Genomic DNA, 22,108 nt, shown 5'->3' on the forward strand with positions numbered 1-22,108 from the left:
ACAACGAAAATCCCCTCACCCCGGCTCTCTCCACGAAGGAAGCGGGAGAAAGCCGAACGTGACCTCCCCCTGAAACATCAGGGGGAGGGTCAGGGGAAAGGGTTATTCCGCGGTCAGCAAATTAGCAATAGTGCGCACGCCGAGGCCGGTCGCGCCCGCCGACCACTGCTCAACCGCAGATTTGCGGTAGGTCGCCGAGCAGTCGATATGCAGCCAGCCTTCATGATAATTCTCCACGAAGTGGGACAGAAAGCCCGCCGCGGTGCTGGCGCCGGCCGGATAGGCCGCGCTGCCGGTATTGTTCAGTTCAGCAAAGTTGGACGGCAGCTGGCCGCGGTGGAACTCAGCCAGCGGCAGGCGCCAGAAAGCTTCGTTTTCAGCCTGCGCGCTCGCCAGCAGGCGATTCGCCAGCGCATCATCAAAGCTGAACAGCGCGTGATAATCATTGCCAAGCGCGGTTTTCGCCGCGCCGGTCAGCGTGGCGGCATCGATGATCAGCGCCGGCTTTTGCGCCGAAGCATCGATCAGGCCGTCCGCCAGCACCAGGCGACCTTCCGCATCGGTGTTCATGATTTCCACGGTTTTGCCGTTGCGATAGTGAATAATATCGCCCAGTTTGAAGGCGTTACCGCTAATCAGGTTATCGGCGCAGCACAGATACAGCTTCACGCGCTTGTTCAGGCCGCGCGTGATGGCGAACGCCAGCGCGCCGGTTACCGTCGCCGCGCCGCCCATATCGGACTTCATCGAGTCCATAAACGCGCTCTGCTTGATGCTGTATCCGCCGGAGTCAAAGGTGATGCCTTTACCGACCAGGCAGGCGTACACCGGGGCTTCTTTGTCGCCGGTTGGGTTATAGTCCAGCGCCAGCAGGACCGGCGGACGCTCGGAGCCGCGGCCGACGGTGTGGAGGCCCAGGTAGTTCTGCTCGCGCAGATCTTCGCCCTTGGTGATGCGATAAGAGACGCTATCGCAGGCCACGCTGCACAGCAGGTCTACCGCACGCTGCGCCAGCTGTTCCGGCCCCAGCTCTTCCGCCGGGGCGTTGATGGTGTCGCGGACCCAGTCAATAATGGTCAGGCGGTTATCCAGTTCGCTTTTCTGCGCATCGTCGAGGGCCGGCCACTCCACTTTGCGGCTGCCTTTCGGGCCTTTATAGCCGGCCCAGAATGCCCATGCGCGATCGGTATCCCAGCCCTCGCCGTCAAGCGCGACATGTTTGATGCCCATGCCGTCAATTTTTCGCGCCGCGCGCTGAATCAAACCGAGGTCGTCTTTGCCGTTCAGATGCAGGGCGATGCCGTCGTTATTAATGCTGTAAGATGCTTTTTCTCCCCAGCGCGCATCGGCTGGCTGAGCGGTAAGCGTAATTTTCATAGCTTCGGTCATTATCATTATCCTTCTTAGCAAACGGGCCGCCGTATGGCAGCCCGTAAAGTTCTTTCGCTCGTTGATTCATCCGGCTTAAACCACCGGATAAATCATGACGCGAAAATTATTCTGCTTCGTCTAACCAGACTAGCAGAATCGCCTCAAGAATTTTTTCATTGGATGCGTTCGGATCGTCATCAAACTCTTCCAGATCGCAAATCCACTGATGCAGATCGGTGAAGCGAACGGTTTTCGGGTCGAGATCCGGGAAAGCGTCGTACAGCGCTTCGCCGATTTCACGACTATCGGTCCATTTCAGTCCCATATTAATGCTCGCGTGCGTGGTTGATGGTGTAACGCGGAATTTCGATGACCAAATCTTCGTCAGTCACCCGCGCCTGGCAGCTCAGACGGCTGTCGGGCTCAAGCCCCCAGGCCTTATCCAGCATGTCGTCTTCATCTTCGGTACTTTCCGCCAGCGAGTCAAAGCCTTCACGCACGATGCAGTGGCAGGTGGTGCAGGCACAGGATTTTTCGCAGGCGTGTTCAATCTCAATACCGCTACGCAGCGCTGCATCAAGAATGGTCTCACCGGTCTCAGCTTCCACAACTACGCCATCCGGACACAGGTCCTGGTGGGGCAGAAAAACAATTTTTGGCATTTTAAACCTCGTCCACGGATTGGCCTTTCAGCGCGATACGGACCGATTGATCCATACGACGTGCGGCGAATTCCTGGGTTTGTGTGTCGATATTTTTAATCGCTTCTTTGATTGCATCGGCATCATCGCCTGCCGCCGCGGCGCGCACTTGCTCCGCGGCGTCATCGATAGCCTGACGCTCTGCGGCGCTTAACAGCGCGGCGTCGGCGGCCAGCGCGCTGACCAGACTTTCCAGTACGCGCGCGGCTTCAACTTTTTGCTCGGCCAGCATACGCGCCTGGACATCCTGTTCGGCGTAGCTCATCGAATCTTTAATCATGCTGGCGATCTCGCCATCGGTCAGACCGTAGGACGGTTTCACCTGGATAGAGGCCTCAACGCCGGTCGATTTCTCCATCGCCGTCACGCTCAGCAGGCCATCGGCATCCACCTGGAAGGTCACGCGAATATGCGCCCCGCCCGCCGGTAATGCCGGAATGCCGCGCAGCGCAAAGCGCGCCAGGGAGCGGCAGTCCTGCACCAGCTCACGCTCGCCCTGCATAACGTGGATAGACATCGCCGTCTGACCATCTTTGAAGGTAGTGAACTCCTGCGCGCGCGCCACCGGAATGGTGGTGTTACGCGGGATAACCTTTTCCACCAGGCCACCCATGGTTTCCAGCCCCAGAGAGAGCGGAATGACATCAAGCAGCAGCAGTTCGCTGTCCGGCTTATTGCCTACCAGGATATCCGCCTGAATCGCCGCGCCGATGGCGACGACTTTATCCGGGTCGATAGAGGTCAGCGGCGTACGGCCAAAGAATTCGCCGACGCGTTCGCGCACCAGCGGCACGCGGGTCGAGCCGCCCACCATCACCACTTCCAGCACCTCTTGCGCCTCAACGCCGGCGTCTTTCAACGCGCGACGGCAGGCCAGCAAGGTGCGTTTGACCAGCGGGGCGATCAGCGCATTAAACTGGCTACGGGTCACCTCCCCCTGCCAGCCGCCGACGTTCACCCGCGCCGTCTCGGCATCGCTGAGGGCGATTTTCGCCGCGATCGCCGCGTCAAGCAGCTCGCGCTGCAGGCGGTTATCACTGCGATCGCTCAGGCCAGCCTGCTCGCGCAGATAATCGGCCAGCAGATGATCGAAATCGTCGCCGCCGAGCGCGGAATCGCCGCCGGTGGCCAGGACTTCAAACACGCCGCGGCTCAAGCGCAGCACGGAGATATCAAAAGTACCGCCGCCGAGATCGTAAACCGCGATGACCCCTTCCTGACCGGAGTCCAGGCCGTAGGCTATCGCCGCCGCGGTCGGCTCGTTCAGCAGACGCAGCACGTGCAGGCCCGCCAGACGCGCCGCGTCTTTGGTTCCCTGCCGCTGAGCATCATCGAAGTAGGCCGGCACGGTAATCACCACGCCGTCGAGCTCGCCCGCCAGCGCCTCGGTGGCGCGTTCGGCCAGCGCTTTTAGAATGTCGGCAGATACGCGGATCGGATTGAGCAACCCCCCCGTAGTCTGAATCATCGGCAGGCCGTTTTCGCTGGCCTGCAGCTGATAAGGCAGATGTGGGTAGCGGGCCTCGATATCGGCCAGAGAGCGGCCCATCATGCGTTTGACGGAGCTGATGGTGTTGACCGGATCCAGAGCGGCGTTTTGTCGCGCGTCATAGCCCACCGTCAAACCCGAAGCCTGATAGTTCACCACCGACGGCAGCAAATAGCGCCCCTGATGGTCGGGCAGAGTTTCGGCCTGGCCGCTACGCACGGTAGCCACCAGTGAATTGGTGGTGCCCAGGTCGATACCCACCGCCAGACGTCGCTGGTGCGGCGCGGCGCTCAGTCCGGGCTCACTAATTTGTAATAAGGCCATAATTGCTTCCGAAAATTAAAAATCGAGCAGTTTTTCTTCGAGTTGTTCCGCACTGCTTCGCAGTTTATCGAGAAAACGCAGCTTGCGCACGGTATCCGCCGCCGCCTCCCACGTCTCGTTATTCAGTTGTTCAACCATCAGCTGATGCCGGGTATCAAATTGCGCTTTGACCCGCTTGATAAAGCTTTCCAGCCGCGCTTCATCTTTCGCCTTGCCTATATCATCGAGCTCTTCGCGCAGTTCCAGCTGTTCCATCAGGAACGCGGTATCGCGCACGGTATGCTGCTCGCTGGCGAGATCGAAACCGTGAAGTGAAAGGAGATATTCGGCGCGGGTCAGCGGATGACGAAGGGTTTGCCACGCCTGATTAATGGTGGCGGACTGCTGCACCGCGGCGAGCTGTTCAGCCGCGCTGCCGCTGGCGAACTTATCGGGATGATACTGGCGCTGTAGCTCCTGGTACCGGGCAGCCAGGGGTTCTAACGAAAGGGTATAGCTGGCCGGTAACCCGAAGAGGGTAAAATAGTCCATAGCAACCTCAGGGTTAACGAGATAAAGCAAACCCCACGCGCAGCGAGACTACGGTGGGGTCAGGGATAACCGATTACACGTTAAAGCTTTCGCCGCAGCCGCACTCGTCTTTCACGTTCGGGTTGGTGAACTTAAACCCTTCGTTAAGACCTTCTTTGACGAAGTCCAGCTGCGTGCCGTCGAGGAACTGCAAACTTTTGCCGTCGATCACGACCTTCACGCCTTTGTCTTCAAACACGGTGTCTTCTGCCGCCGGCTCGTCAACAAACTCCAGTACATAAGCCATACCCGAGCAGCCGGAAGTTCTGACTCCCAGGCGCAGACCAAACCCTTTACCGCGGTTGGCCAGAAAGGTGTTGACTCGCGCTGCTGCACTGTCGCTTAAAGTAATCGACATAACAAACCTCAACTCTTAATTATTTTGCTTCACGTTTGCTTTTGTAATCCGCAATCGCGGCTTTAATCGCGTCTTCCGCCAGAATAGAGCAGTGAATTTTCACCGGCGGCAGCTCAAGCTCGTCTGCGATATCGGTGTTTTTGATCGCCTGAGCTTCGTCCAGCGATTTCCCTTTCACCCACTCGGTCACCAGGGAGCTGGAAGCAATAGCGGAACCGCAGCCGTAGGTCTTGAAACGCGCGTCTTCAATGATACCTTCATTGTTGACTTTAATCTGCAACTTCATCACGTCGCCGCACGCCGGTGCGCCAACCATGCCGCTGCCGACGTTTTCGTCGCTATTGTCGAAGGAGCCGACATTGCGCGGATTCTCGTAATGATCGATAACTTTTTCGCTGTAAGCCATGATGAATTCTCCTTATTGGTGCCGAATTAGTGATGTGACCATTCAATGCTGTTCAGATCCACGCCCTGCTTGAACATTTCCCACAGCGGAGAAAGTTCGCGCAGACGACCAATGGAGTTGCGAACCAGATTGATGGTGTAGTCAATCTCTTCTTCGGTAGTAAAACGACCTAAAGAGAAACGAATAGAGCTATGCGCCAGCTCGTCGGTCATCCCCAGCGCGCGCAGCACGTAGGACGGCTCGAGGCTTGCGGAAGTACAGGCGGAACCGGAAGAGACCGCCAGGTCTTTCAGCGCCATAATCAGCGACTCGCCTTCAACGTAGTTAAAGCTGACGTTGAGAATGTTCGGCGCGCCCTGCTCGAGATCGCCGTTCAGGTAGACCTCTTCCATATCTTTTACGCCGTCCCACAGACGGTTACGCAGGCCGCGCAGGCGGGCCATTTCGCTTTCCATCTCTTCTTTCGCGATACGGTAAGCTTCACCCATACCGACGATCTGGTGGACAGGCAGCGTCCCGGAGCGCATGCCGCGCTCGTGACCGCCGCCGTGCATCTGCGCTTCGATACGAATACGCGGTTTACGACGCACGTACAGCGCGCCGATGCCTTTCGGGCCATAGATTTTGTGGCCGGAGAAGGACATCAGATCAACTTTCAGCTGGCTCAGGTCGATAGGCAGTTTGCCCACGCTCTGGGTCGCGTCAACGTGGTAAATGATACCGCGGGCGCGGCACATCTCGCCGATGGTAGCGATATCCTGTACCACGCCGATTTCGTTATTCACGTGCATAATGGAAACAAGGATGGTGTCATCACGCATCGCGGCTTCCAGCTCTTTTAAATCGATAATGCCGTTACGCTGCGGGGCGAGGTAGGTCACTTCAAACCCTTCGCGCTCCAGCTGACGGCAGGTGTCCAGCACGGCTTTATGTTCGGTTTTGCTGGTGATGATGTGCTTGCCTTTTTTCTGATAAAAGTTGGCTGCACCTTTAATCGCCAGGTTGTCGGATTCCGTCGCGCCGGAAGTAAAAACGATTTCGCGCGGGTCAGCGCCGACCAGCTCGGCAATCTGATTACGGGCGATATCTACCGCCTCTTCAGCCTGCCAGCCAAAACGGTGTGAACGCGAGGCCGGGTTACCAAAGGTCCCGTCCAGGGTCAGGAACTGCATCATTTTCTCGGCAACACGCGGGTCCACCGGCGTGGTTGCGGAGTAATCGAGATAGATCGGTAATTTCATTGCTCTATAAACTCCGTACATCGCTTCAATGCAAGGAATCAGGCAACCGGCTGGATGTACGACCGAGTACACAGGATGTCGGAACATCCTGGCCTGATTCGAAAATCTTTTTTATCTTTTTTACTCAGCTCGTTTCAGCTTGCAGCCGATAGCTGCAAGATGAAACTGAACGAGAACTACGCGCGCAGTTTGACGTCGATGGCGTCCTGAGCGCGGGTGCTACGCTGGGATTCATGGTTGTGCTGACGGCCGGAGACATCAAGGATTTCCTGGTTATTCACCAGTTCGCCCAGCGTGATGTTATTCAGAAAACCGGTCAATCGCTCGCTCAGATCGCGCCACAGCGCGTGAGTCAGACACTTATCGCCGCCCTGGCAGCCGCCTTTACCCTGACAACGGGTGGCGTCAACGGATTCGTCCACTGCGCTGATAACTTCGCCAACCGCGATGCTACCCGCTTCTTTACCTAACAGATAACCGCCGCCTGGACCACGTACGCTGGAAACCAGGCCATTTTTGCGCAGGCGAGAGAACAGCTGTTCCAGATAGGAAAGCGAAATTCCCTGACGCTCTGAAATATCAGCCAACGGAACCGGACCCGATTCAGAGTTGAGCGCAACGTCAAGCATCGCGGTCACGGCATAACGCCCTTTAGATGTCAGTCTCATGTCTTACTTAACCTCAAACTCGCCCCTGCCCGGGCTTTTTATTAATATGGGTATTGCATAGCAAGGGCAAGTCTGACATTCCCGAGTAAATTGGTCAACTATTTACTTGACTGTTTTAGTCAGGTATTTGGCTTTCCGTGCCGTTTCACTTCAGCGCGGCCTGGTGCCCTCGCCCCGGCCCTCTCCCACAAGGAGAGAGGGAGCCCGCAGTACCGCGCCGCCGGGCAACGGCGTGCACTATGACTCTTTATTTTTCTGCTGCTGCTCAATTGACGCCAGCATGCCGCGCAGGATGTTCAGCTCCTGGCTTTCCGGGCGGGCGCGGGTAAACAAACGGCGCAGTTTGTTCATCACCTGGCCCGGGTGGCTGGCGCGGATAAACCCGGTTGCCAGCAGCGTCTGCTCCAGATGACCGTAGAAACGCTCTAAATCATCCACCAGCGGATACGGGGTTTCTTCATGCTCGATGACAGGTTCATTTTGCTCCTGCGCTGCCAGCCAGGCCATACGCACTTCATAGGAGATAACCTGCACCGCCATCGCCAGGTTCAGCGAGCTGTATTCCGGATTCGCGGCAATCGCCACGTGGTAGTGACACTTCTGCAGCTCTTCGTTAGTCAGGCCGACGCGTTCGCGGCCAAATACCAGCGCGATCGGCGCATGCTGCGCTTCGGCAACGCTTTTCAGGCCGCATTCACGCGGGTCGAGCATCGGCCACGGCAGCGTACGGGAGCGCGCGCTGGTCCCCACGACCAGGCTACAGCCCGCCAGCGCTTCATCAAGGGTATCAACGATGTGGGCATTGCCAATGACGTCGCTGGCCCCGGCCGCCAGAGCGATGGCCTGAGAATCGGGTTTGACCAGAGGATTGACCAGCCACAGGTTGGTTAACCCCATGGTTTTCATTGCGCGGGCGACGGAGCCCATATTGCCGGTGTGCGAGGTTTCTACCAGTACGATTCGAATATTTTGCAGCATTATGGTTCTTCGGCTAAAGATTATTCGTGCATGCTATCATAAAACGAAGACATAAGGAGATTTCACTGTTACTATATGCGCCGTTTTTTCCCGTTCTTTAACATCCAGTGAGAGATACCGATGCATCCGATGCTGAACATCGCCGTGCGCGCAGCGCGCAAGGCGGGTAATTTAATTGCCAAGCACTACGAAACCCCTGACTCCGTAGAAACCAGCCAGAAAGGCAGCAATGATTTTGTGACCAACGTCGATAAAGCCGCCGAGGCGATGATTATCGAAACCATTCGCAAATCTTACCCGCAGCACACCATCATCACCGAAGAAAGCGGTGAGCACGCTGGTGAAGATCAGGATGTTCAATGGGTTATCGATCCACTGGATGGCACCACCAACTTCGTCAAACGTCTGCCGCACTTCTCCGTCTCCATCGCCGTACGCATTAAAGGCCGTACTGAAGTGGCCGTGGTTTACGATCCGATGCGTAACGAACTGTTCACCGCGACCCGCGGTCAGGGCGCGCAGCTGAACGGCTACCGCCTGCGCGGCAGCAGCGCTCGCGATCTGGATGGCACGATCATCGCCACCGGCTTCCCGTTCAAAGCAAAACAGCACGCGACCTCTTACATGAACATCCTCGGCAACATGTTCACCGAATGCGCGGATTTCCGCCGCACCGGTTCCGCGGCCCTGGATCTGGCCTACGTTGCCGCTGGCCGGGTTGACGGCTACTTTGAAATCGCGCTGAAACCGTGGGATTTCGCGGCAGGCGAGCTGATCGCCCGTGAAGCAGGCGCTATCGTCTGCGACTTTACCGGTGGCCATAACTACCTGCTGACCGGCAACATCGTTGCAGGCAACCCGCGCGTCGTGAAAGCGATGCTGGCCAATATGCGCGAGCATCTGAGTGAAGCGCTGAAGCGTTAATTTCTCACCGCATGAAAAACCAAAAGGAAGCCGCGGCTTCCTTTTTTTATCGCATTAAAACGGCCTCAGGCCGCCGCCCGATGGCATCGCGCTACTCCACATCACGATGGCCGCCGCCAGTAAAATCACGCCGCCGGCCAGCGCCAGCGTTGCCCAACCGATCTGCTTCCACAGCGCCGGCGCCCGATTCGCGCTCAGCCTGACCGCCAGCTGGCGGAAACCATGAACCAGCAGCGCCAGCGCGCTAATCGTCAGCGAGGTTCCCGCCGCCATCGCCATCGAGGCCGCCATGCCCCAGCCAAATACGCCGATAACCTTGCTGAACAACAGCACCATAATGGCTCCCGAGCAGGGCCGCATCCCCATTGACAGCACGATAGCCAGCCGCGCCCGCCAGTCATCGCCGCTTTGCAGCTGTTCCGGCGCCGGCAGATGCTGGTGCCCGCAGCCGCAGCTGGCGTGATGAACGTGATGCGCGGTGAAGGCGATGAATGTCGGTCGGCGCAGCAGCATCCGCAGCTTTTTCAGCGCCCGCCAACACAGCAAAAGGCCCAGCGCGCCGACCAGCAGATAGCTTCCCTTTTCCAGCCAGAAGCTGCTCAGATGCAGCTGTCTTGCCGGCAGCCGCAGCAGCGTCAGCACCACCACCACTAAGGCGATGGCCACCAGCCCCTGCAGCAGCGAAGCGGCCAGCGTCAGGCCGATGCTCGATTTCAGCTTCGACGGATGGGTTGCCAGCCAGGTGGTTATGACCACCTTGCCGTGCCCCGGCCCCAGCGCATGCAGAACGCCGTAGACGAAGCTAAACCCCAGCAGCGACAGCCCGGCGGAGGCAGGATTCTCCGCAACCGCCTGCAGAAGCCGACTCAGTTCGACATTCAGCGCGCGCTGCCAGACCGCGCTTTGCAGCAGCACCTGCGGCCAGGCCCGCCATAGCCAGAAGCCAGCTCCGGCTGCCAGCAGCAGAAACAGCGCCAGCGGCCACAGCTGACGCCAGCGCGGCGAACGGCCGGTTTGAGCAAAAATCACTGACATTGCAGCGTCACCTTTTGCGCGAAGTAATTCCCCAGTTCCATATCCTCCGGCGGCGCATCCGCTTTATCCAGCGACTGCGCGTAGGACAACATTTTTTCGTTAGGCTTCGGCGTCATCACTTTTGCCGAGCAGCTTGTCTTCATCGCCGTCGGTAGAGTGAAGTCTGCGTCTTTGTCGTAATACATATCAACATAATAGGTCGGGTCGTAGGTGGAAAAGGTGAAGGTTTGCCCGGCCAGAGGCTGCGGCTTCGCCAGCGGCAGGGTAAAGGTGAGCACCGCCTGATGACCGCTGCGTTCAAGGCCATAACCAGCGGGCCGATTATCAAACTTCACCCGCTGGCCGTTGTGCCATAGCTCGCTGAAATAGTGCTGGCCCAGCACGTTCGCCATCACTTCCGCCGCCAGCTTTTTCCAGATTTCGCTACCGGGTTTAGCGTTGCCCGCATCATAGAGCAGATCGGCGGAGGTGATTTCATCCATCGTCCAGCGCATTTTAAAGCCGGTGAGCAGCCCATTTTCCGCCACGGCCTCCGTTTGCAAACTGATGAAACTGTGCGGATGCGCCGCCGCAGATAGCGATAAAAACATGAAAAACGCTACGCTGACGCATTGTTTCACTCTCTTCATCTGTTCCTCGCGTGAAAAATTCTGTGAACCCCGCCAGCAATCCTGATGTAAAGACCCGGAAATGCCCTGTTCACCCTCAATACATTAACTACTCTTAACGAAAACCCTAACTGGAACTAACCGGATGATGACAGTGATTGAACCACCATCTGTGCTTTCCAGTCCACAGCGCCGTAGCCAGGTGCTCCTGATGTTTTATCTGCCCGGGCAGTCCGTGACGCCCGAATGGCTGGGTAACCTCACCCAGGTTGATGAGGATACCGCCCGGCAGGACATTGCGGAGACGGGACGCGAGATTCAGCGTTATCACCGCTTGACCCTTGCTTCACAAGCGGACGGCAGCTATCGGATGGAAGGCGCCGCGCTCGATCAACGTTTATGCCTGCTGCACGGCCTGCGACGCGGGCTGCGCCTGTGCCCGCATTTTGTCAGCCACCATTTTACCCCGGCATTGAAAACGCAGCTTAAACAGCAGGGTATCGCACGCACGCTGTATGACGACACCAATCTTCAGGCATTGGTCAACCGCTGCTCGCGCGCCCTGAACCGGCAGTTTGACTGCCGCGACGTGCATTTTCTGCGTCTTTATTTACAGTATTGTTTGCTGCAGCACCACCTTGGACAGAGCCCCACTTTCACCCACGAGCAGCAGCGCTGGGCGCAAGCCGCCGCCGAGTTTTCCCTCGCCGAGGAGATTGTCCGCCACTGGCAGCGGCGGGTTGCGGCAACGCCCCATGCCGGAGAACAGCTGTTTCTGGCCCTGCTGTTTATGCTGTTGAAAACCCCCGATCCTATCCGCGATGGTCATCAGCACGATCGCCGTCTGCATCTGGCCATTTCCGGGCTGATTCACCGCTTTCAGAACCTGGCGGGCCGTCCGTTTAGCGATGAACAGGGGCTGAGCGATCAGCTCTATATTCACCTTTCGCAGGCGCTACACCGCAGCGTTTTCGCTATCGGTATCGATAACGCGCTGCCGGAGGAGATTGGCCGTCTTTATCCCCGTTTGATGCGCACAACGCAGGCTGCGCTGGCGGAATTCGAAGCCAGCTGGCAGGTACGCTTTAGCCAGGAGGAAGTCAGTTTAATCGCGGTGATCTTCGGCGCCTGGCTGATGCAAAAAAGCGATCTGCAGGAGAAACAGGTGGTTCTGCTGACCGATGATAACCCGGACCTTGAGCAGTCGCTGGAGCAGCAACTGCGCGAGTTAACCCTGCTGCCGCTCAATATAAAGTATTTGAGCGTGAGCACCTTTCAGAAAGAGGGCGCGCCGAAGGAAGTGACGCTGATCGTCACTCCCTATGCCACGGCGCTGCCGCTGTTTTCGCCGCCGCTGTTTCACGCCGAAGAGACGTTCAGCGATCATCAGCAGCAGCAGATTTGCAAAATGCTGGAGGCCTAAGCCACCGCTTTTGGCCGCACCACCAGCGCCGGTAAGGCCACCAGCGCCATCACCCAGAAAACGCCCTGGTGCAGATGCTGGTAGAGGAAACCGGCAAAGACCGTCATCACCGCAATGCTGCCGCCCATCGCGACGGCGGAGTAGACCGCCTGCAGGCGGATCACTTCGCTGCCCTGACGCGCCGCAATGTAGCGCATCGCCGCCAGATGGCACACCGTGAAGGTGCCGCAGTGGAGGATCTGCGCGACGATAAGCCAGGGTAGCGCCGTCGTCCAGCCCATCAACGACCAGCGAATCAGCCCGCACACCGCGGACAGCAGCAGCAGGTCGCGGGCGCTAAAGCGGCGGAAAACTTTTTTGCTCAGCGCGAAAATCACCACTTCCGCCACCACGCCAAGCGACCACAGGTAGCCCACGGCGGAGGCCGAATAGCCCGCTTCCTGCCAGTAGATAGCGCTAAATCCGTAGTAGGCGGCGTGCGCGCCCTGTAGCAAACAGACGCAGGCGAGGAAGCGCCAGCTTTGCCGCACCAGCGTAAGCCAGGCCGCCAGGCCGGCCGCTTCCTGCTGGCGGGATTCGCCCTGCGGCTGCACCGACGGCTTCAGCAGCATGCCGAGCAGCATGGAGGCAATACCGACGCTGAGCATCACCAGTATCATCCGGTAGTCATACAGGCTGACCAGCTTCCCGGTCAGCGCCGAGCCAATGACGAAAGCTATCGACCCCCACAGGCGCACGCGCCCGTAGTCCATGGTGATCTGCTTTTGCCAGGTATTCGCCAGCGCGTCGGTCAGCGGCACCAGCGGCGAGAAAAAGAGGTTAAAGCCGACGATAATCACCATTAGCCAGGCAACCTGGTGGCCGATCCAAAATGCGAGCGCAAAGAGCAGCGTCAGCAGCGCCAGAATGCGCAGAGAAGAGATAAGACGGGACGGGTCGCTGACCCGCGGCGCAATCAGCAGGCTGCCAAGAAAGCGCGACACCAGCCCGGCGCCGAGCAGCATGCCGATGGTTTCCGGCGTCAGGCCAAGTCCGGAAAGCCAGACGCTCCAGAAAGGCAGGAAGATGCCGTAGCTAAAAAAATAGGTGAAGTAACTTAGCGCCAGCCAGCGCGTGGAGTGTAAGACCATGATTCCCTCCCGAATGGAGGCGACAGTCTGGCGATAAAGCGGGGCGGGCGCAAGATACCCTCGCCCCAGATATGGCGCTATTCGCGCCCCTGTACGTCTATTTTCAGCGAAAAACTCAGCGTATCTCCGGCGCCTAAAACCCGCAGCCCCGGCTGTCCGTCCATGTTATGGGCGTTTACCGGATGACTTTGCGGCTCGAGGCAAAGGAACGGCTCGCCCTGCATTCTGAAAAGCATCAACCACGGAGTTTGCGAAAGAATTGTGATATCCATCACATCACTACTCACCCTCGCCCGCCCGCTCCAGCCGGAATAGCCCACGTTCAGCCAGCGATCCTCACCGTACTGCGCGTGGCTGAAATCGGCGTAGCCGGGCAACTGGCCTTGCCAGCCGAGAGGAAGATGCTGCTCCCCTTCCGGCCAGTAGCCGGCGGCTGCAAACTGCACCGTACCGCGCTTATCAAAAGGAAAAAACGGATGAAAACCGCAGCCATAGGGGATGGGCGTGCTACCGCAGTGGGTAAGCGTCAGCGCAGCCACCAGCTGGTTACGCAGCAGCTGGTAGCGGATCTGCGCCAGGTAATCGAAACCGCAGGCATGCTGCCGACGCAGCTGTAACACGCAATAGTCGCCGCCGCGCGCAATCATATCCCAGCGCTGCAGCCAACCGTCGCCGTGGAGAAAAAAATGCGCGTCGGCGTGGTGGCGAGGCAGAACTATCTCACGTCCCTGAAAAATAAAGCGGTTCCCGGCGACGCGATTGGCCAGCGGCAGCATCGGAAACATGCCGCCGGCGGGGTTTTCATACAGCACCGGCGCCTGATAATGCCGCGAGTATAAACTTTGCACTTTGCCGCCCAGAGAAGCGACGCGCATCCGCAGATGCGCGTTTTCCAGAATCCACTCTTCCGCCATTAGCGCGTCTGCTCCTGCTTCATCGCCTGAGCGCCCGCATGACGTTGCGCCAGCTGCTCTTCCAGGGCTTCGAGAGTGACCCCCTTCGTTTCCGGCACGTTGCGCAGAATATAGAGGTAGCCGGCAGCGCAAATGACGCCATACAGCAGGAAACTGCCCGCCGCGCCCAGTCCGGCATTAAGCAGCGGGAAAGTGTAGGTTAACAAGAAACAGGCAATCCACAGCGCCAGGGTGCCTAAGGACATCGCGAGTCCGCGAACGCGGTTGGGGAAGATTTCCGCCAGCAGTACCCAGGTAACCGGCGCCAGGGTCAAGGCGTAAATAGCAATCGCCGCCAGCACCAGCAGCAGAACGGGCCAGCCCATGATGCCCATGCCATAGGCGGCGGCAATCAGAACATAGATCAGCGTCAACCCTGAGGCACCGAGCAGCATTAATTTACGGCGGCCGATTTTATCCACCAGCGGCAGCGCGGCGAGGGTAAACACCAGGTTGACGATTCCCGTTGCGACGATCGATTTCAGCGTACTGTTAATATCGAATCCCGCCGAGGCAAAAATCTCCTGCGCGTAGTTAAAGATGACGTTAATTCCGCACCACTGCTGGAAGACGGCGAGGACTATGCCAATGATAACGATCGGTTTAACCTGCGGAGCCAGCAGCGCGCCGTAGGATATTTTATGGTTATCTTTTTCCAGCGTGTGCGCGATGTCGCGTAATATCCTGTCGGCATAGTCGGCGGAGCCAATGCGCTCCAGCGCGGCCCGGGCGCGATCCGGCTTACCGGCCTTCATGAGCCAGCGCGGCGACTCAGGAACAAAAAACATCAGCACCAAAAACGCCAGCGCTGGCACCAGTTCCGCGCCGAACATCCAGCGCCAGCCCATCTGCCCGTTCCAGGTCTCCACAATCATCTGCTGCGTCGCCCCCGTCGCTACGGGTTCCGCAATCATCAGGTTGATAAGCTGAGCGGCCAGCACGCCAATCACGATAGTGAGCTGGTTTATCGCAACAAAGCGCCCTCTTTTTTCTGCCGGGCTGACTTCCGCGATGTAAAGCGGGCTGAGCGCGGATGCCAGACCAATGCCCACGCCGCCCACAATGCGGTAAACCACAAACATGTCGAAACTGCTGGCGACCGCCGTCCCCCACGCCGAAGCGCTGAACAGCACGGCGGACAGTATTAAGGGCAGCTTGCGCCCCAGTTTATCGGCGCACCATCCCGAGATTAATGCGCCGAAAACGCAGCCCACCAGCGCCGAGCTCATTGCCCAGCCGGACTGCGCCGGGTCGGTAATGGAAAACCAGGCTTCATAAAACGGCTTTGCGCCGCCAATCACCACCCAGTCATAGCCAAAGAGTAAACCACCGCAGGCGGCGACCAGACAGATAGTCCAGACGTAGCCCATTTTCAGATGTGTCTGCGCGTTATTCATAATGATTCCTCTATAAGGGAAACGCAGGGAACAGTAGGGTACAGGCGAGCCAGGCCCGCCCGTTTCAGGTTCAGGAAAAAATGCCGCTTTGCAGGGCATGACGAATCAGATGCGCCTTATCATAAGCCGGGTTCAGCTGCAGCAGCCGCTGCATCGCCTGCTGGCTGGCGGATACGTTGCCCAGCCCCAGATGGCCCAGCGCTTCAATAAACAAGCAGTGCTGCTGATGCTGCTCCTGCGCAGAGACATCAAGCACCACCAGATCCGGGAGAGAGACGGCAAAAAAGTCGGCTTGCGGAACGTCATCCCGATGCTGCCTGGCCCAGGCGATAAAATTCTGGAAGTTCTGCTCGGCCTGCGCCGGATTACCGCTCTTACGCAGCGCGATGCCCTGCCAGAAAAGGTAATCGGCGGGCTGATCGTTGTAGTAACGCCCGGCGTCCAGCGTTGAGCCCCCTTGCAGGGCAAGCTGGTAATATTCCGCTGCCCGGTGCGCATCCCCAGTCTGTTCCGCGCAATAGCCCAGCAAATACCAGATATCGTTGTCCGTCTGCCCGGGCAGCCGCCCCTCTCCCAGGTTATCGGGATAGCGTAACGCTTCATTCAGGCAGCGAGCGGCCTGCGTGAACGCCTTACGTTCGATCAACTGTAAAGCGCGATGGAGCTGATTGAGCAAATACTGGCCGGTAACTTTCCCCTCCCCGCCTTCCCAGGGATGAAATACGCGCGTACCAAGAATAGCGGCGGCATCGGCATAATGGCCGGCCGCGTTCCACAGGCTTAACAGCTCAGCGGTCAGGTCATCCCGCTTCAGCACCACCGCTTTGCGCGCAGCCAGCGTTTCCAGTCGTTCGTTTACCGGCGTACCCAGTGATTTTTTCAGGAAATCAAGCTCAAAGAGGAAGCGCGCGTTTTCGGGCTCAAGCTCTACGGCCCGCTGCAGATAAGCCAGCGCCTGCGCGGCATCCTGTTGTTTGTTCCAGGCGTAGACCCCCAGCAGACGATGAGCGGGCGCATAGTCGGGAGATTTTTCCAGCGTCTCGCGCCAGCAGCTTACCGCCTCTTCATAGCGACGTTTGCTGTACCAGAAGCAACCGAGCAGATAGCGGGCAAAAGCGCTATCGCTCAGGGTTTGCAGCATCTGGACTTCATCGAGCGTGTTGGGGAAACGCACTTTTCGCACATGGCAGCGCTCGGCTTCGGCAATTAACCGTTGCCGTTTATTCGCATCATCGCTTAACGAGGCGCGCCACAGCATCGGCAGCGCTTCCTGGCAATCCAGAACCTCAAGCACCTCCTTCGCCGCCTGCTTCTGACCGATGGAGAGCAGCCAGCCCGCCAGCAGGCTGCCGTTGATCCCTCTGCGCCCCGTTACGCGCAGCAGGCTCGCGCGCGCCTCATCGCCCGGCGCAATCATCCAGCGCGCGCAGTGCAGCGGATAGCTCAACGGGTATTGTTCGAGGCAGAGGACAATATACGCCTGCGCTTCCTTCGCCCGCCCGCTGTCCGCTAACGCCAGCGCTTTCAGCCCCATAGCCAGATGGTTGCTGGCGTTAAACTGCAGGCTGGTGTTGACCTTTTCCAGCGCGTCGGCGGTATCGCCACGCTTCATCGCCAGCCTTGCCAGCGCCCACCAGGCGGCATCGCGGCAGTTACCGCTCCAGGACGCTTTGTAATAGCAATCCCATGCTCCAGCTTCATCGCCCTGCCTTTCCAGCGCGCTGCCAAGCAGCATACTGGCTTCGCCATCGCGCGGATTTTTATTCAGACGATGGGCGCGAAGTAGCGCGGCCCGGGCACATTGCTCCGCCAGCCCCCAGTCGGCGCAATTAAACGCCAGCGTCCCGAGGGCAACATTATTGCGGTAATCCTGCGGATCGAGGGCTATCGCCCGGCGATAGTAATCCGCGGCATAGCGGCTTGCATGATTGTATTGTTCAAGATGCTGGCCGATAAAATAGAGCTCATCGCCGTTGTGAATCTCTTTCGGCATCGCCGGCGCGCAGGCAGGTTCGGGCAGGGGCGTCTGCTGAGTAATATGTTCCTGATAATCCAGCAGCGGCTGGTTGTCTGCGGTTTTCACCTTAATGGTTAAGCGCCGGGCGTCATTTTCCGGCAGCGTATGCTGCCAGCTCTCGCCGGGCTTCAGCGTAAGCTGAGTTTCATACAGCGGCTGCTTTTCCGCGCTGAGTTCAACAACAATATTTTCCAGCGGCGCAATGGCGTAAACGCCGAGCTGCAGCTGCTCCGTCTCACGAACCAGCTTCAGCGCCAGCTGCGTATTGGCATTTTGCACCATTCCCAGCTCGCTGTAGGGAAGGAAGTTTTGCACAAACACCTTCTCTTCATAAGGCGCAAGCCAGGTAAAGTCAGGCTGGTTATCGGTGTAGACGCCGGTCATCAGCTCGATATAGGGGCCATTTTCGTCGGTCAGATTGCGGTCCCACGCCTGGCCAAAGTCGCCATAGCCCCAGCTCCACTGTTTTTTGCCCGGCGAGACGTGATGGTCGGCAACATGCAGCAGTCCACCGCGCTCGTCGTGGTGATAAGCGCCGACAAAGTCGTAGTCCGATTTCTCCGCCATATACGAGGTGGGTACCGGAACATTTTTATACCGGGAGATATCGACGCCCGCAGAATAGTCCACTTTGTAGTAGGTGCCGGTGGCGATGGGAAAAGCGGAAACATCGCGCTTGCCGTGATCGAATACGGCGGTGACGTCGGGTGGAAACACGCTCTGGTGAGCATCGCCGCCTTTGACCGCCGGGTTGGCCCACCACAGGAAATGACGCGGCGTTGCGTTACCATTAAAAACCTTACCGGTAATTTCAATCAGCGCGCGGTCAGGATAGAGAGTAAACCCGGTCATGACCTGTAAACCGCGCATGGGCTCCGCTTCCCCCATCCATACGGTCTGCACGCCGTTTTCCCCGCGCTGGATCGAAAAATCGACCGGCATAAAGGTCGTCGGGCGGTGATGCTGCGGCCAGTTGAACTCGATACCGCCGGAGATCCAGGGCCCCAGTAGCCCTACCAGGGCGGGCTTCACGACTTCATTGTAATAGACGAAATCGCGCTGTTTGACTTTGTCATACGCCCGGTGAATACGTCCGCCGAGCTCCGGCAGCAGCATGATACGAATGAAATCATTCTCCATCCATACTGCCTGATAATCGCGCATTTCACGCTCGCCGGTCAGGGTATCTATCACGCCGTAGGGATAGACGTTGCCGGAGGAACCCTGATAAACGCGCTTTTCCAGAAACATGGGGTTCGGATCCTCCGCCCCCGTCGTCCACGTAGGTAATGTAATTGTTTCCTGCCAGACCTTAACCGAACCGTACATGACGCCTCCACTAAACAAAATAAAGTAAAACTTGCTATGAGAGGAGTTTATATCGCCATTTAGCTGCTAAAATGCGCAACGCTCACGCAATATAGTTAAGGGAGTTAAGTGTATGCAGCGCACCGGTTTGAATAACGCCCGGGTCAGGCAGGCCAACAAATCTATTTTTCTCTCCCACCTCTGGCGGGAGAAACAGCTCAGTAAATCCCAGCTTTCCCAGCTCACCGGGCTCTCTATTCCGGCTGTGAGCAACATTCTTGCCGAACTGCTTAGCGAGGGATTGATCGGCCATTCCACGGAAAAAATGAGCAAACGCGGCGTGAACAGCGGAAGCTACCAGATCCCCGCGCGCGGAGCCTGGACGCTATGCATGAATATTACGCCGACCAGTATTGAGTATCAGCTTGCCGATGCCCGTCTACTGGCGGTTGACGGCCACCAGCATTTGCCCATCGATGCCCCTACGCCGCAGGCCCTTCTGGAGGCCATCGTGGAATGCTGGCGGCGTATCCACCGCCTCTACCCGCAGCACAGCATCAATCTCGCCCTTGGCGTCCATGGTCAGGTTGATCCGGTAACCGGGGTGTCACAAACCATGCCCCAGGCGCGCTGGAAAACGCCGATTGAAATAAAGTATCTGCTGGAGGAACAGCTCGGCGTGCAGGTGCGGGTGGATAATGACTGCGTGATGCTGGCGCTGGCGGAGAAGTGGCAGCATCAGGGTATACAGCCGGATTTTTGCGTGATTAACGTCGATTACGGTATCGGCTCGTCATTTGTGATTAACGATCAGATTTATCGAGGAAGCCTCTACGGCAGCGGGCAGATAGGACACACGATTGTGAATCCTGACGGCAGGGCCTGCGACTGCGGGAGATACGGTTGCCTCGAAACCGTAGCGTCCCTCAGCGCGTTGAAAAAGCAGGCGCGGATGTGGCTTAAAACGCAGCCGGAAGCGCAGCGCTCTCCCGAGCAATTAACCACGGCATCGCTCATTGAAGCCTGGGAACAGGGAGACGTGCATATTCGCGCATGGGTTGATAGCGCGGCCAACGCCATTGGCTTAAGCCTTTATAATTTCTTAAATATTTTGAATATTAATCAGATCTGGCTATACGGACGCAGCTGCGCCTTTGGCGAACAATGGCTGGAAAGTATCGTTAAACAAACCGGCTTTAATCCCTTTGACCACGGCGATACGCCGCGAGCGCACGCCACTCAAATCGGCTTTGGCAAACTGACCCGCGCCCAGCAGCTGATGGGGATCGGTTATCTGTACGTGGAGGAACAGCTGCAAACGCTGCGTTAATCGTCAGCGGACGTGGCGGAGCGCAAATTTGTGTATTACGTTTAAATCACACGTCTCTCATAACGAGCTGATTATGAACACTCTACGCTACTTTGACTTTGGCTCCTCCCGCTCTCTGCTGCTGCTGATTGCGCGTATCGCGGTGGTGGTGCTGTTTATTCTTTTCGGCTATCCCAAGCTGCTCGGCTTTAGCGGCACGGTGCAGTACATGGCCTCCTCCGGCGCGCCGATGCCAACGCTTGCGGCCATCATTGCCATTATTATGGAAGTGCCGGCGGCCATTTTAATTGTGCTGGGCTTTTTCACCCGCCCGCTGGCGGTGATCTTTATTTTTTATACCCTCGGTACAGCGGTGATTGGCCATCACTACTGGGATATGACCGGCGATGCGGTTCTGCCGAACATGATTAACTTCTGGAAAAACATCAGTATTGCCGGTGCCTTCCTGCTGCTGGCGATAACCGGTCCCGGGGCGATTTCGCTCGACCGCCGCTAATCAACAGACGCAAAAAAGGCCGCATCAGCGGCCTTTTTGATGTCAACGCTAACGCTTACGCATAAACCGGGAAGCGTGCGCAGATATCCAGAACTTTACCCTTCACGCGCTCAATGACCGCTTCGTCATTGATGTTGTCCAGCACGTCGCACATCCAGCCGGCCAGCTCTTTCACTTCCGCTTCTTTAAAGCCGCGACGGGTGACCGCCGGAGAACCGATACGGATGCCGGAGGTCACAAACGGGCTCTTCGGATCGTTCGGCACGCTGTTTTTGTTGACGGTGATGTTAGCACGGCCCAGCGCAGCGTCCGCTTCTTTACCGGTCAGGTTTTTATCGACCAGATCCAGCAGGAACAGGTGGTTTTCAGTGCCGCCGGAAACCACTTTGTAGCCGCGGTTCAGGAACACTTCTACCATTGCCTTCGCGTTTTTCGCTACCTGCTGCTGGTAAACTTTGAACTCCGGCTCCATCGCTTCTTTCAGCGCAACGGCTTTCGCCGCGATAACGTGCATCAGCGGGCCGCCCTGGGCGCTCGGGAATACGGCAGAGTTCAGTTTTTTGTACAGCTCTTCGCTGCCGCCTTTCGCCAGGATCAGGCCGCCGCGCGGACCGGCCAGGGTTTTGTGGGTAGTGGTGGTCACGACGTGAGCATGCGGAACCGGGTTCGGGTAAACGCCAGCGGCGATCAGACCGGCAACGTGGGCCATGTCGACGAACAGGTATGCGCCGATGCTGTCAGCGATTTCGCGCATTTTTGCCCAGTCAACCACGCCGGAATAAGCGGAGAAACCACCGATAATCATCTTCGGTTTATGTTCCTGAGCCTGCTTAGCCATGTCTTCATAGTCAATTTTACCGGACTCATCGATGCCGTAAGGAATGATGTTGTACAGTTTGCCGGAGAAGTTGACCGGGGAGCCGTGAGTCAGGTGACCACCCTGCGCCAGGTTCATACCCAGAACGGTATCGCCCGGCTGCAGCAGTGCAGTATAGACCGCGAAGTTAGCCTGGGAGCCGGAGTGCGGCTGCACGTTAGCGTAGTCAGCGCCGAACAGCTCTTTGGCGCGATCGATAGCCAGCTGCTCTACGATATCGACGTATTCACAGCCGCCGTAGTAGCGCTTGCCCGGATATCCTTCAGCGTATTTGTTGGTCAGCTGAGAGCCCTGCGCCTGCATAACGCGCGGGCTGGTGTAGTTTTCGGAGGCGATCAGTTCGATGTGCTCTTCCTGACGTACTTTTTCTTGCTCCATAGCCTGCCACAGTTCGGCATCATAATCGGCAATGTTCATTTCACGCTTTAACATCCGCATCTCCTGACTCAGCTAACAATAAAATTTCGGCCTAAAAAGGCGGTCCACCTGGACAACGGCCCACAG

21 protein-coding genes are annotated in these 22,108 nt (G+C 57.7%); 4 read left to right on the plus strand and 17 right to left on the minus strand.

Annotation, left to right across the window (positions count from 1 at the left end; genetic code table 11):
- Positions 1–102: 102 nt before the first annotated feature.
- The 10 genes from pepB to trmJ all read right to left on the minus strand — a co-directional run bounded on the left by pepB (position 103) and on the right by trmJ (position 8,106).
- Positions 103–1,389 carry an aminopeptidase PepB gene (gene pepB, locus F8562_RS07775; protein WP_014839205.1) on the minus strand — a complete coding sequence of 429 codons (1,287 nt, stop codon included), beginning with the start codon at positions 1,387–1,389 and terminating at the stop codon, positions 103–105.
- Between the two features lie 106 nt (positions 1,390–1,495).
- Positions 1,496–1,696, minus strand: a complete 201-nt coding sequence (iscX, locus tag F8562_RS07780; protein WP_004104502.1) for a Fe-S cluster assembly protein IscX — start codon at positions 1,694–1,696, stop codon at positions 1,496–1,498.
- 1 nt (position 1,697) lies between these two features.
- On the minus strand, positions 1,698–2,033 hold the full coding sequence (fdx, locus tag F8562_RS07785; protein WP_004104503.1) for an ISC system 2Fe-2S type ferredoxin: 336 nt from the start codon (positions 2,031–2,033) through the stop codon (positions 1,698–1,700).
- A gap of 1 nt (position 2,034) precedes the next feature.
- Entirely contained in the window at positions 2,035–3,885 is a 1,851-nt protein-coding gene (gene hscA / locus F8562_RS07790) for a Fe-S protein assembly chaperone HscA (protein ID WP_014839206.1), read from the minus strand.
- Between the two features lie 15 nt (positions 3,886–3,900).
- Entirely contained in the window at positions 3,901–4,416 is a 516-nt protein-coding gene (hscB, locus tag F8562_RS07795) for a co-chaperone HscB (RefSeq protein WP_014839207.1), read from the minus strand.
- Between the two features lie 73 nt (positions 4,417–4,489).
- Positions 4,490–4,813 carry an iron-sulfur cluster assembly protein IscA gene (gene iscA, locus F8562_RS07800; RefSeq protein WP_004104506.1) on the minus strand — a complete coding sequence of 108 codons (324 nt, stop codon included), beginning with the start codon at positions 4,811–4,813 and terminating at the stop codon, positions 4,490–4,492.
- 19 nt (positions 4,814–4,832) lie between these two features.
- Positions 4,833–5,219: a Fe-S cluster assembly scaffold IscU gene (gene iscU / locus F8562_RS07805; protein WP_002913991.1), complete on the minus strand. Its 387-nt coding sequence runs from the start codon at positions 5,217–5,219 to the stop codon at positions 4,833–4,835.
- Positions 5,220–5,245: 26 nt separating this feature from the next.
- The gene (gene iscS / locus F8562_RS07810; protein ID WP_004134936.1) at positions 5,246–6,460 is read right to left on the minus strand and encodes a cysteine desulfurase; all 1,215 of its coding nucleotides are present in this window, start codon (positions 6,458–6,460) and stop codon (positions 5,246–5,248) included.
- Between the two features lie 176 nt (positions 6,461–6,636).
- Positions 6,637–7,128 carry a Fe-S cluster assembly transcriptional regulator IscR gene (iscR, locus tag F8562_RS07815; RefSeq protein WP_004853217.1) on the minus strand — a complete coding sequence of 164 codons (492 nt, stop codon included), beginning with the start codon at positions 7,126–7,128 and terminating at the stop codon, positions 6,637–6,639.
- A 237-nt stretch (positions 7,129–7,365) separates the two neighbouring features.
- Positions 7,366–8,106, minus strand: a complete 741-nt coding sequence (trmJ, locus tag F8562_RS07820; protein ID WP_014839208.1) for a tRNA (cytosine(32)/uridine(32)-2'-O)-methyltransferase TrmJ — start codon at positions 8,104–8,106, stop codon at positions 7,366–7,368.
- A 120-nt stretch (positions 8,107–8,226) separates the two neighbouring features.
- Between trmJ and suhB the strand changes: the two genes are divergently transcribed.
- Positions 8,227–9,030, plus strand: a complete 804-nt coding sequence (gene suhB / locus F8562_RS07825; RefSeq protein ID WP_004853221.1) for an inositol-1-monophosphatase — start codon at positions 8,227–8,229, stop codon at positions 9,028–9,030.
- A 54-nt stretch (positions 9,031–9,084) separates the two neighbouring features.
- On the opposite strand, the gene F8562_RS07830 is transcribed toward suhB, so the two are convergent.
- Complete coding sequence (locus F8562_RS07830; protein ID WP_094909361.1) at positions 9,085–10,065, minus strand: nickel/cobalt transporter; 981 nt, start codon at positions 10,063–10,065, stop codon at positions 9,085–9,087.
- Positions 10,056–10,694 carry a DUF1007 family protein gene (locus F8562_RS07835; RefSeq protein WP_014839209.1) on the minus strand — a complete coding sequence of 213 codons (639 nt, stop codon included), beginning with the start codon at positions 10,692–10,694 and terminating at the stop codon, positions 10,056–10,058. The genes F8562_RS07830 and F8562_RS07835 overlap by 10 nt, the downstream gene beginning before the upstream one ends.
- A 124-nt stretch (positions 10,695–10,818) precedes the next feature.
- Between F8562_RS07835 and csiE the strand changes: the two genes are divergently transcribed.
- Entirely contained in the window at positions 10,819–12,096 is a 1,278-nt protein-coding gene (csiE, locus tag F8562_RS07840; RefSeq protein WP_032750899.1) for a stationary phase inducible protein CsiE, read from the plus strand.
- Here the strand turns inward: csiE and F8562_RS07845 are convergent.
- The 4 genes from F8562_RS07845 to F8562_RS07860 all read right to left on the minus strand — a co-directional run bounded on the left by F8562_RS07845 (position 12,093) and on the right by F8562_RS07860 (position 18,922).
- On the minus strand, positions 12,093–13,226 hold the full coding sequence (locus tag F8562_RS07845) for a 3-phenylpropionate MFS transporter (protein WP_014230377.1): 1,134 nt from the start codon (positions 13,224–13,226) through the stop codon (positions 12,093–12,095). The genes csiE and F8562_RS07845 overlap by 4 nt on opposite strands.
- A 77-nt stretch (positions 13,227–13,303) precedes the next feature.
- The gene (locus tag F8562_RS07850; protein WP_014230378.1) at positions 13,304–14,140 is read right to left on the minus strand and encodes an aldose 1-epimerase; all 837 of its coding nucleotides are present in this window, start codon (positions 14,138–14,140) and stop codon (positions 13,304–13,306) included.
- A complete protein-coding gene (locus F8562_RS07855) occupies positions 14,140–15,576 on the minus strand; it encodes a sugar porter family MFS transporter (protein WP_014839210.1) in 1,437 nt (478 codons plus the stop codon). Before F8562_RS07855 ends, F8562_RS07850 begins: the two co-directional genes overlap by 1 nt.
- Positions 15,577–15,646: 70 nt before the next feature.
- The gene (locus F8562_RS07860; RefSeq protein WP_038424776.1) at positions 15,647–18,922 is read right to left on the minus strand and encodes a DUF5107 domain-containing protein; all 3,276 of its coding nucleotides are present in this window, start codon (positions 18,920–18,922) and stop codon (positions 15,647–15,649) included.
- A gap of 112 nt (positions 18,923–19,034) precedes the next feature.
- Here F8562_RS07860 and F8562_RS07865 point away from each other — a divergent pair, with 112 nt between their 5' ends.
- Together F8562_RS07865 and F8562_RS07870 are read left to right on the plus strand one after the other, a co-directional pair.
- The gene (locus F8562_RS07865; protein ID WP_014839212.1) at positions 19,035–20,231 is read left to right on the plus strand and encodes an ROK family transcriptional regulator; all 1,197 of its coding nucleotides are present in this window, start codon (positions 19,035–19,037) and stop codon (positions 20,229–20,231) included.
- 73 nt (positions 20,232–20,304) lie between these two features.
- On the plus strand, positions 20,305–20,727 hold the full coding sequence (locus F8562_RS07870) for a DoxX family protein (protein WP_025106587.1): 423 nt from the start codon (positions 20,305–20,307) through the stop codon (positions 20,725–20,727).
- 55 nt (positions 20,728–20,782) lie between these two features.
- Here the strand turns inward: F8562_RS07870 and glyA are convergent, their stop codons facing one another.
- Positions 20,783–22,036 (minus strand): serine hydroxymethyltransferase, encoded by a 1,254-nt coding sequence (gene glyA, locus F8562_RS07875; protein WP_009654385.1) that lies wholly within the window; start codon positions 22,034–22,036, stop codon positions 20,783–20,785.
- Between the last annotated feature and the right edge of the window lie 72 nt (positions 22,037–22,108).

The sequence above is a fragment of the Klebsiella sp. RCJ4 genome (assembly GCF_009025755.1).
GTDB classification, from domain to species: Bacteria; Pseudomonadota; Gammaproteobacteria; order Enterobacterales; family Enterobacteriaceae; genus Klebsiella; species Klebsiella michiganensis.

Bases quoted from the DNA above. Each gene is read 5' to 3' on its own strand.
- iscR (WP_004853217.1), bottom strand. From the start codon at position 7,128: ATGAGACTGACATCTAAAGGGCGTTATGCCGTGACCGCGATGCTTGAC.
- glyA (WP_009654385.1), bottom strand. From the start codon at position 22,036: ATGTTAAAGCGTGAAATGAACATTGCCGATTATGATGCCGAACTGTGG.
- csiE (WP_032750899.1), top strand. From the start codon at position 10,819: ATGATGACAGTGATTGAACCACCATCTGTGCTTTCCAGTCCACAGCGC.
- iscX (WP_004104502.1), bottom strand. From the start codon at position 1,696: ATGGGACTGAAATGGACCGATAGTCGTGAAATCGGCGAAGCGCTGTAC.
- pepB (WP_014839205.1), bottom strand. From the start codon at position 1,389: ATGACCGAAGCTATGAAAATTACGCTTACCGCTCAGCCAGCCGATGCG.
- F8562_RS07850 (WP_014230378.1), bottom strand. From the start codon at position 14,140: ATGGCGGAAGAGTGGATTCTGGAAAACGCGCATCTGCGGATGCGCGTC.
- hscA (WP_014839206.1), bottom strand. From the start codon at position 3,885: ATGGCCTTATTACAAATTAGTGAGCCCGGACTGAGCGCCGCGCCGCAC.
- hscB (WP_014839207.1), bottom strand. From the start codon at position 4,416: ATGGACTATTTTACCCTCTTCGGGTTACCGGCCAGCTATACCCTTTCG.
- trmJ (WP_014839208.1), bottom strand. From the start codon at position 8,106: ATGCTGCAAAATATTCGAATCGTACTGGTAGAAACCTCGCACACCGGC.
- iscA (WP_004104506.1), bottom strand. From the start codon at position 4,813: ATGTCGATTACTTTAAGCGACAGTGCAGCAGCGCGAGTCAACACCTTT.
- F8562_RS07830 (WP_094909361.1), bottom strand. From the start codon at position 10,065: ATGTCAGTGATTTTTGCTCAAACCGGCCGTTCGCCGCGCTGGCGTCAG.
- F8562_RS07835 (WP_014839209.1), bottom strand. From the start codon at position 10,694: ATGAAGAGAGTGAAACAATGCGTCAGCGTAGCGTTTTTCATGTTTTTA.
- F8562_RS07845 (WP_014230377.1), bottom strand. From the start codon at position 13,226: ATGGTCTTACACTCCACGCGCTGGCTGGCGCTAAGTTACTTCACCTAT.
- F8562_RS07860 (WP_038424776.1), bottom strand. From the start codon at position 18,922: ATGTACGGTTCGGTTAAGGTCTGGCAGGAAACAATTACATTACCTACG.
- F8562_RS07865 (WP_014839212.1), top strand. From the start codon at position 19,035: ATGCAGCGCACCGGTTTGAATAACGCCCGGGTCAGGCAGGCCAACAAA.
- suhB (WP_004853221.1), top strand. From the start codon at position 8,227: ATGCATCCGATGCTGAACATCGCCGTGCGCGCAGCGCGCAAGGCGGGT.
- fdx (WP_004104503.1), bottom strand. From the start codon at position 2,033: ATGCCAAAAATTGTTTTTCTGCCCCACCAGGACCTGTGTCCGGATGGC.
- iscU (WP_002913991.1), bottom strand. From the start codon at position 5,219: ATGGCTTACAGCGAAAAAGTTATCGATCATTACGAGAATCCGCGCAAT.
- iscS (WP_004134936.1), bottom strand. From the start codon at position 6,460: ATGAAATTACCGATCTATCTCGATTACTCCGCAACCACGCCGGTGGAC.
- F8562_RS07870 (WP_025106587.1), top strand. From the start codon at position 20,305: ATGAACACTCTACGCTACTTTGACTTTGGCTCCTCCCGCTCTCTGCTG.
- F8562_RS07855 (WP_014839210.1), bottom strand. From the start codon at position 15,576: ATGAATAACGCGCAGACACATCTGAAAATGGGCTACGTCTGGACTATC.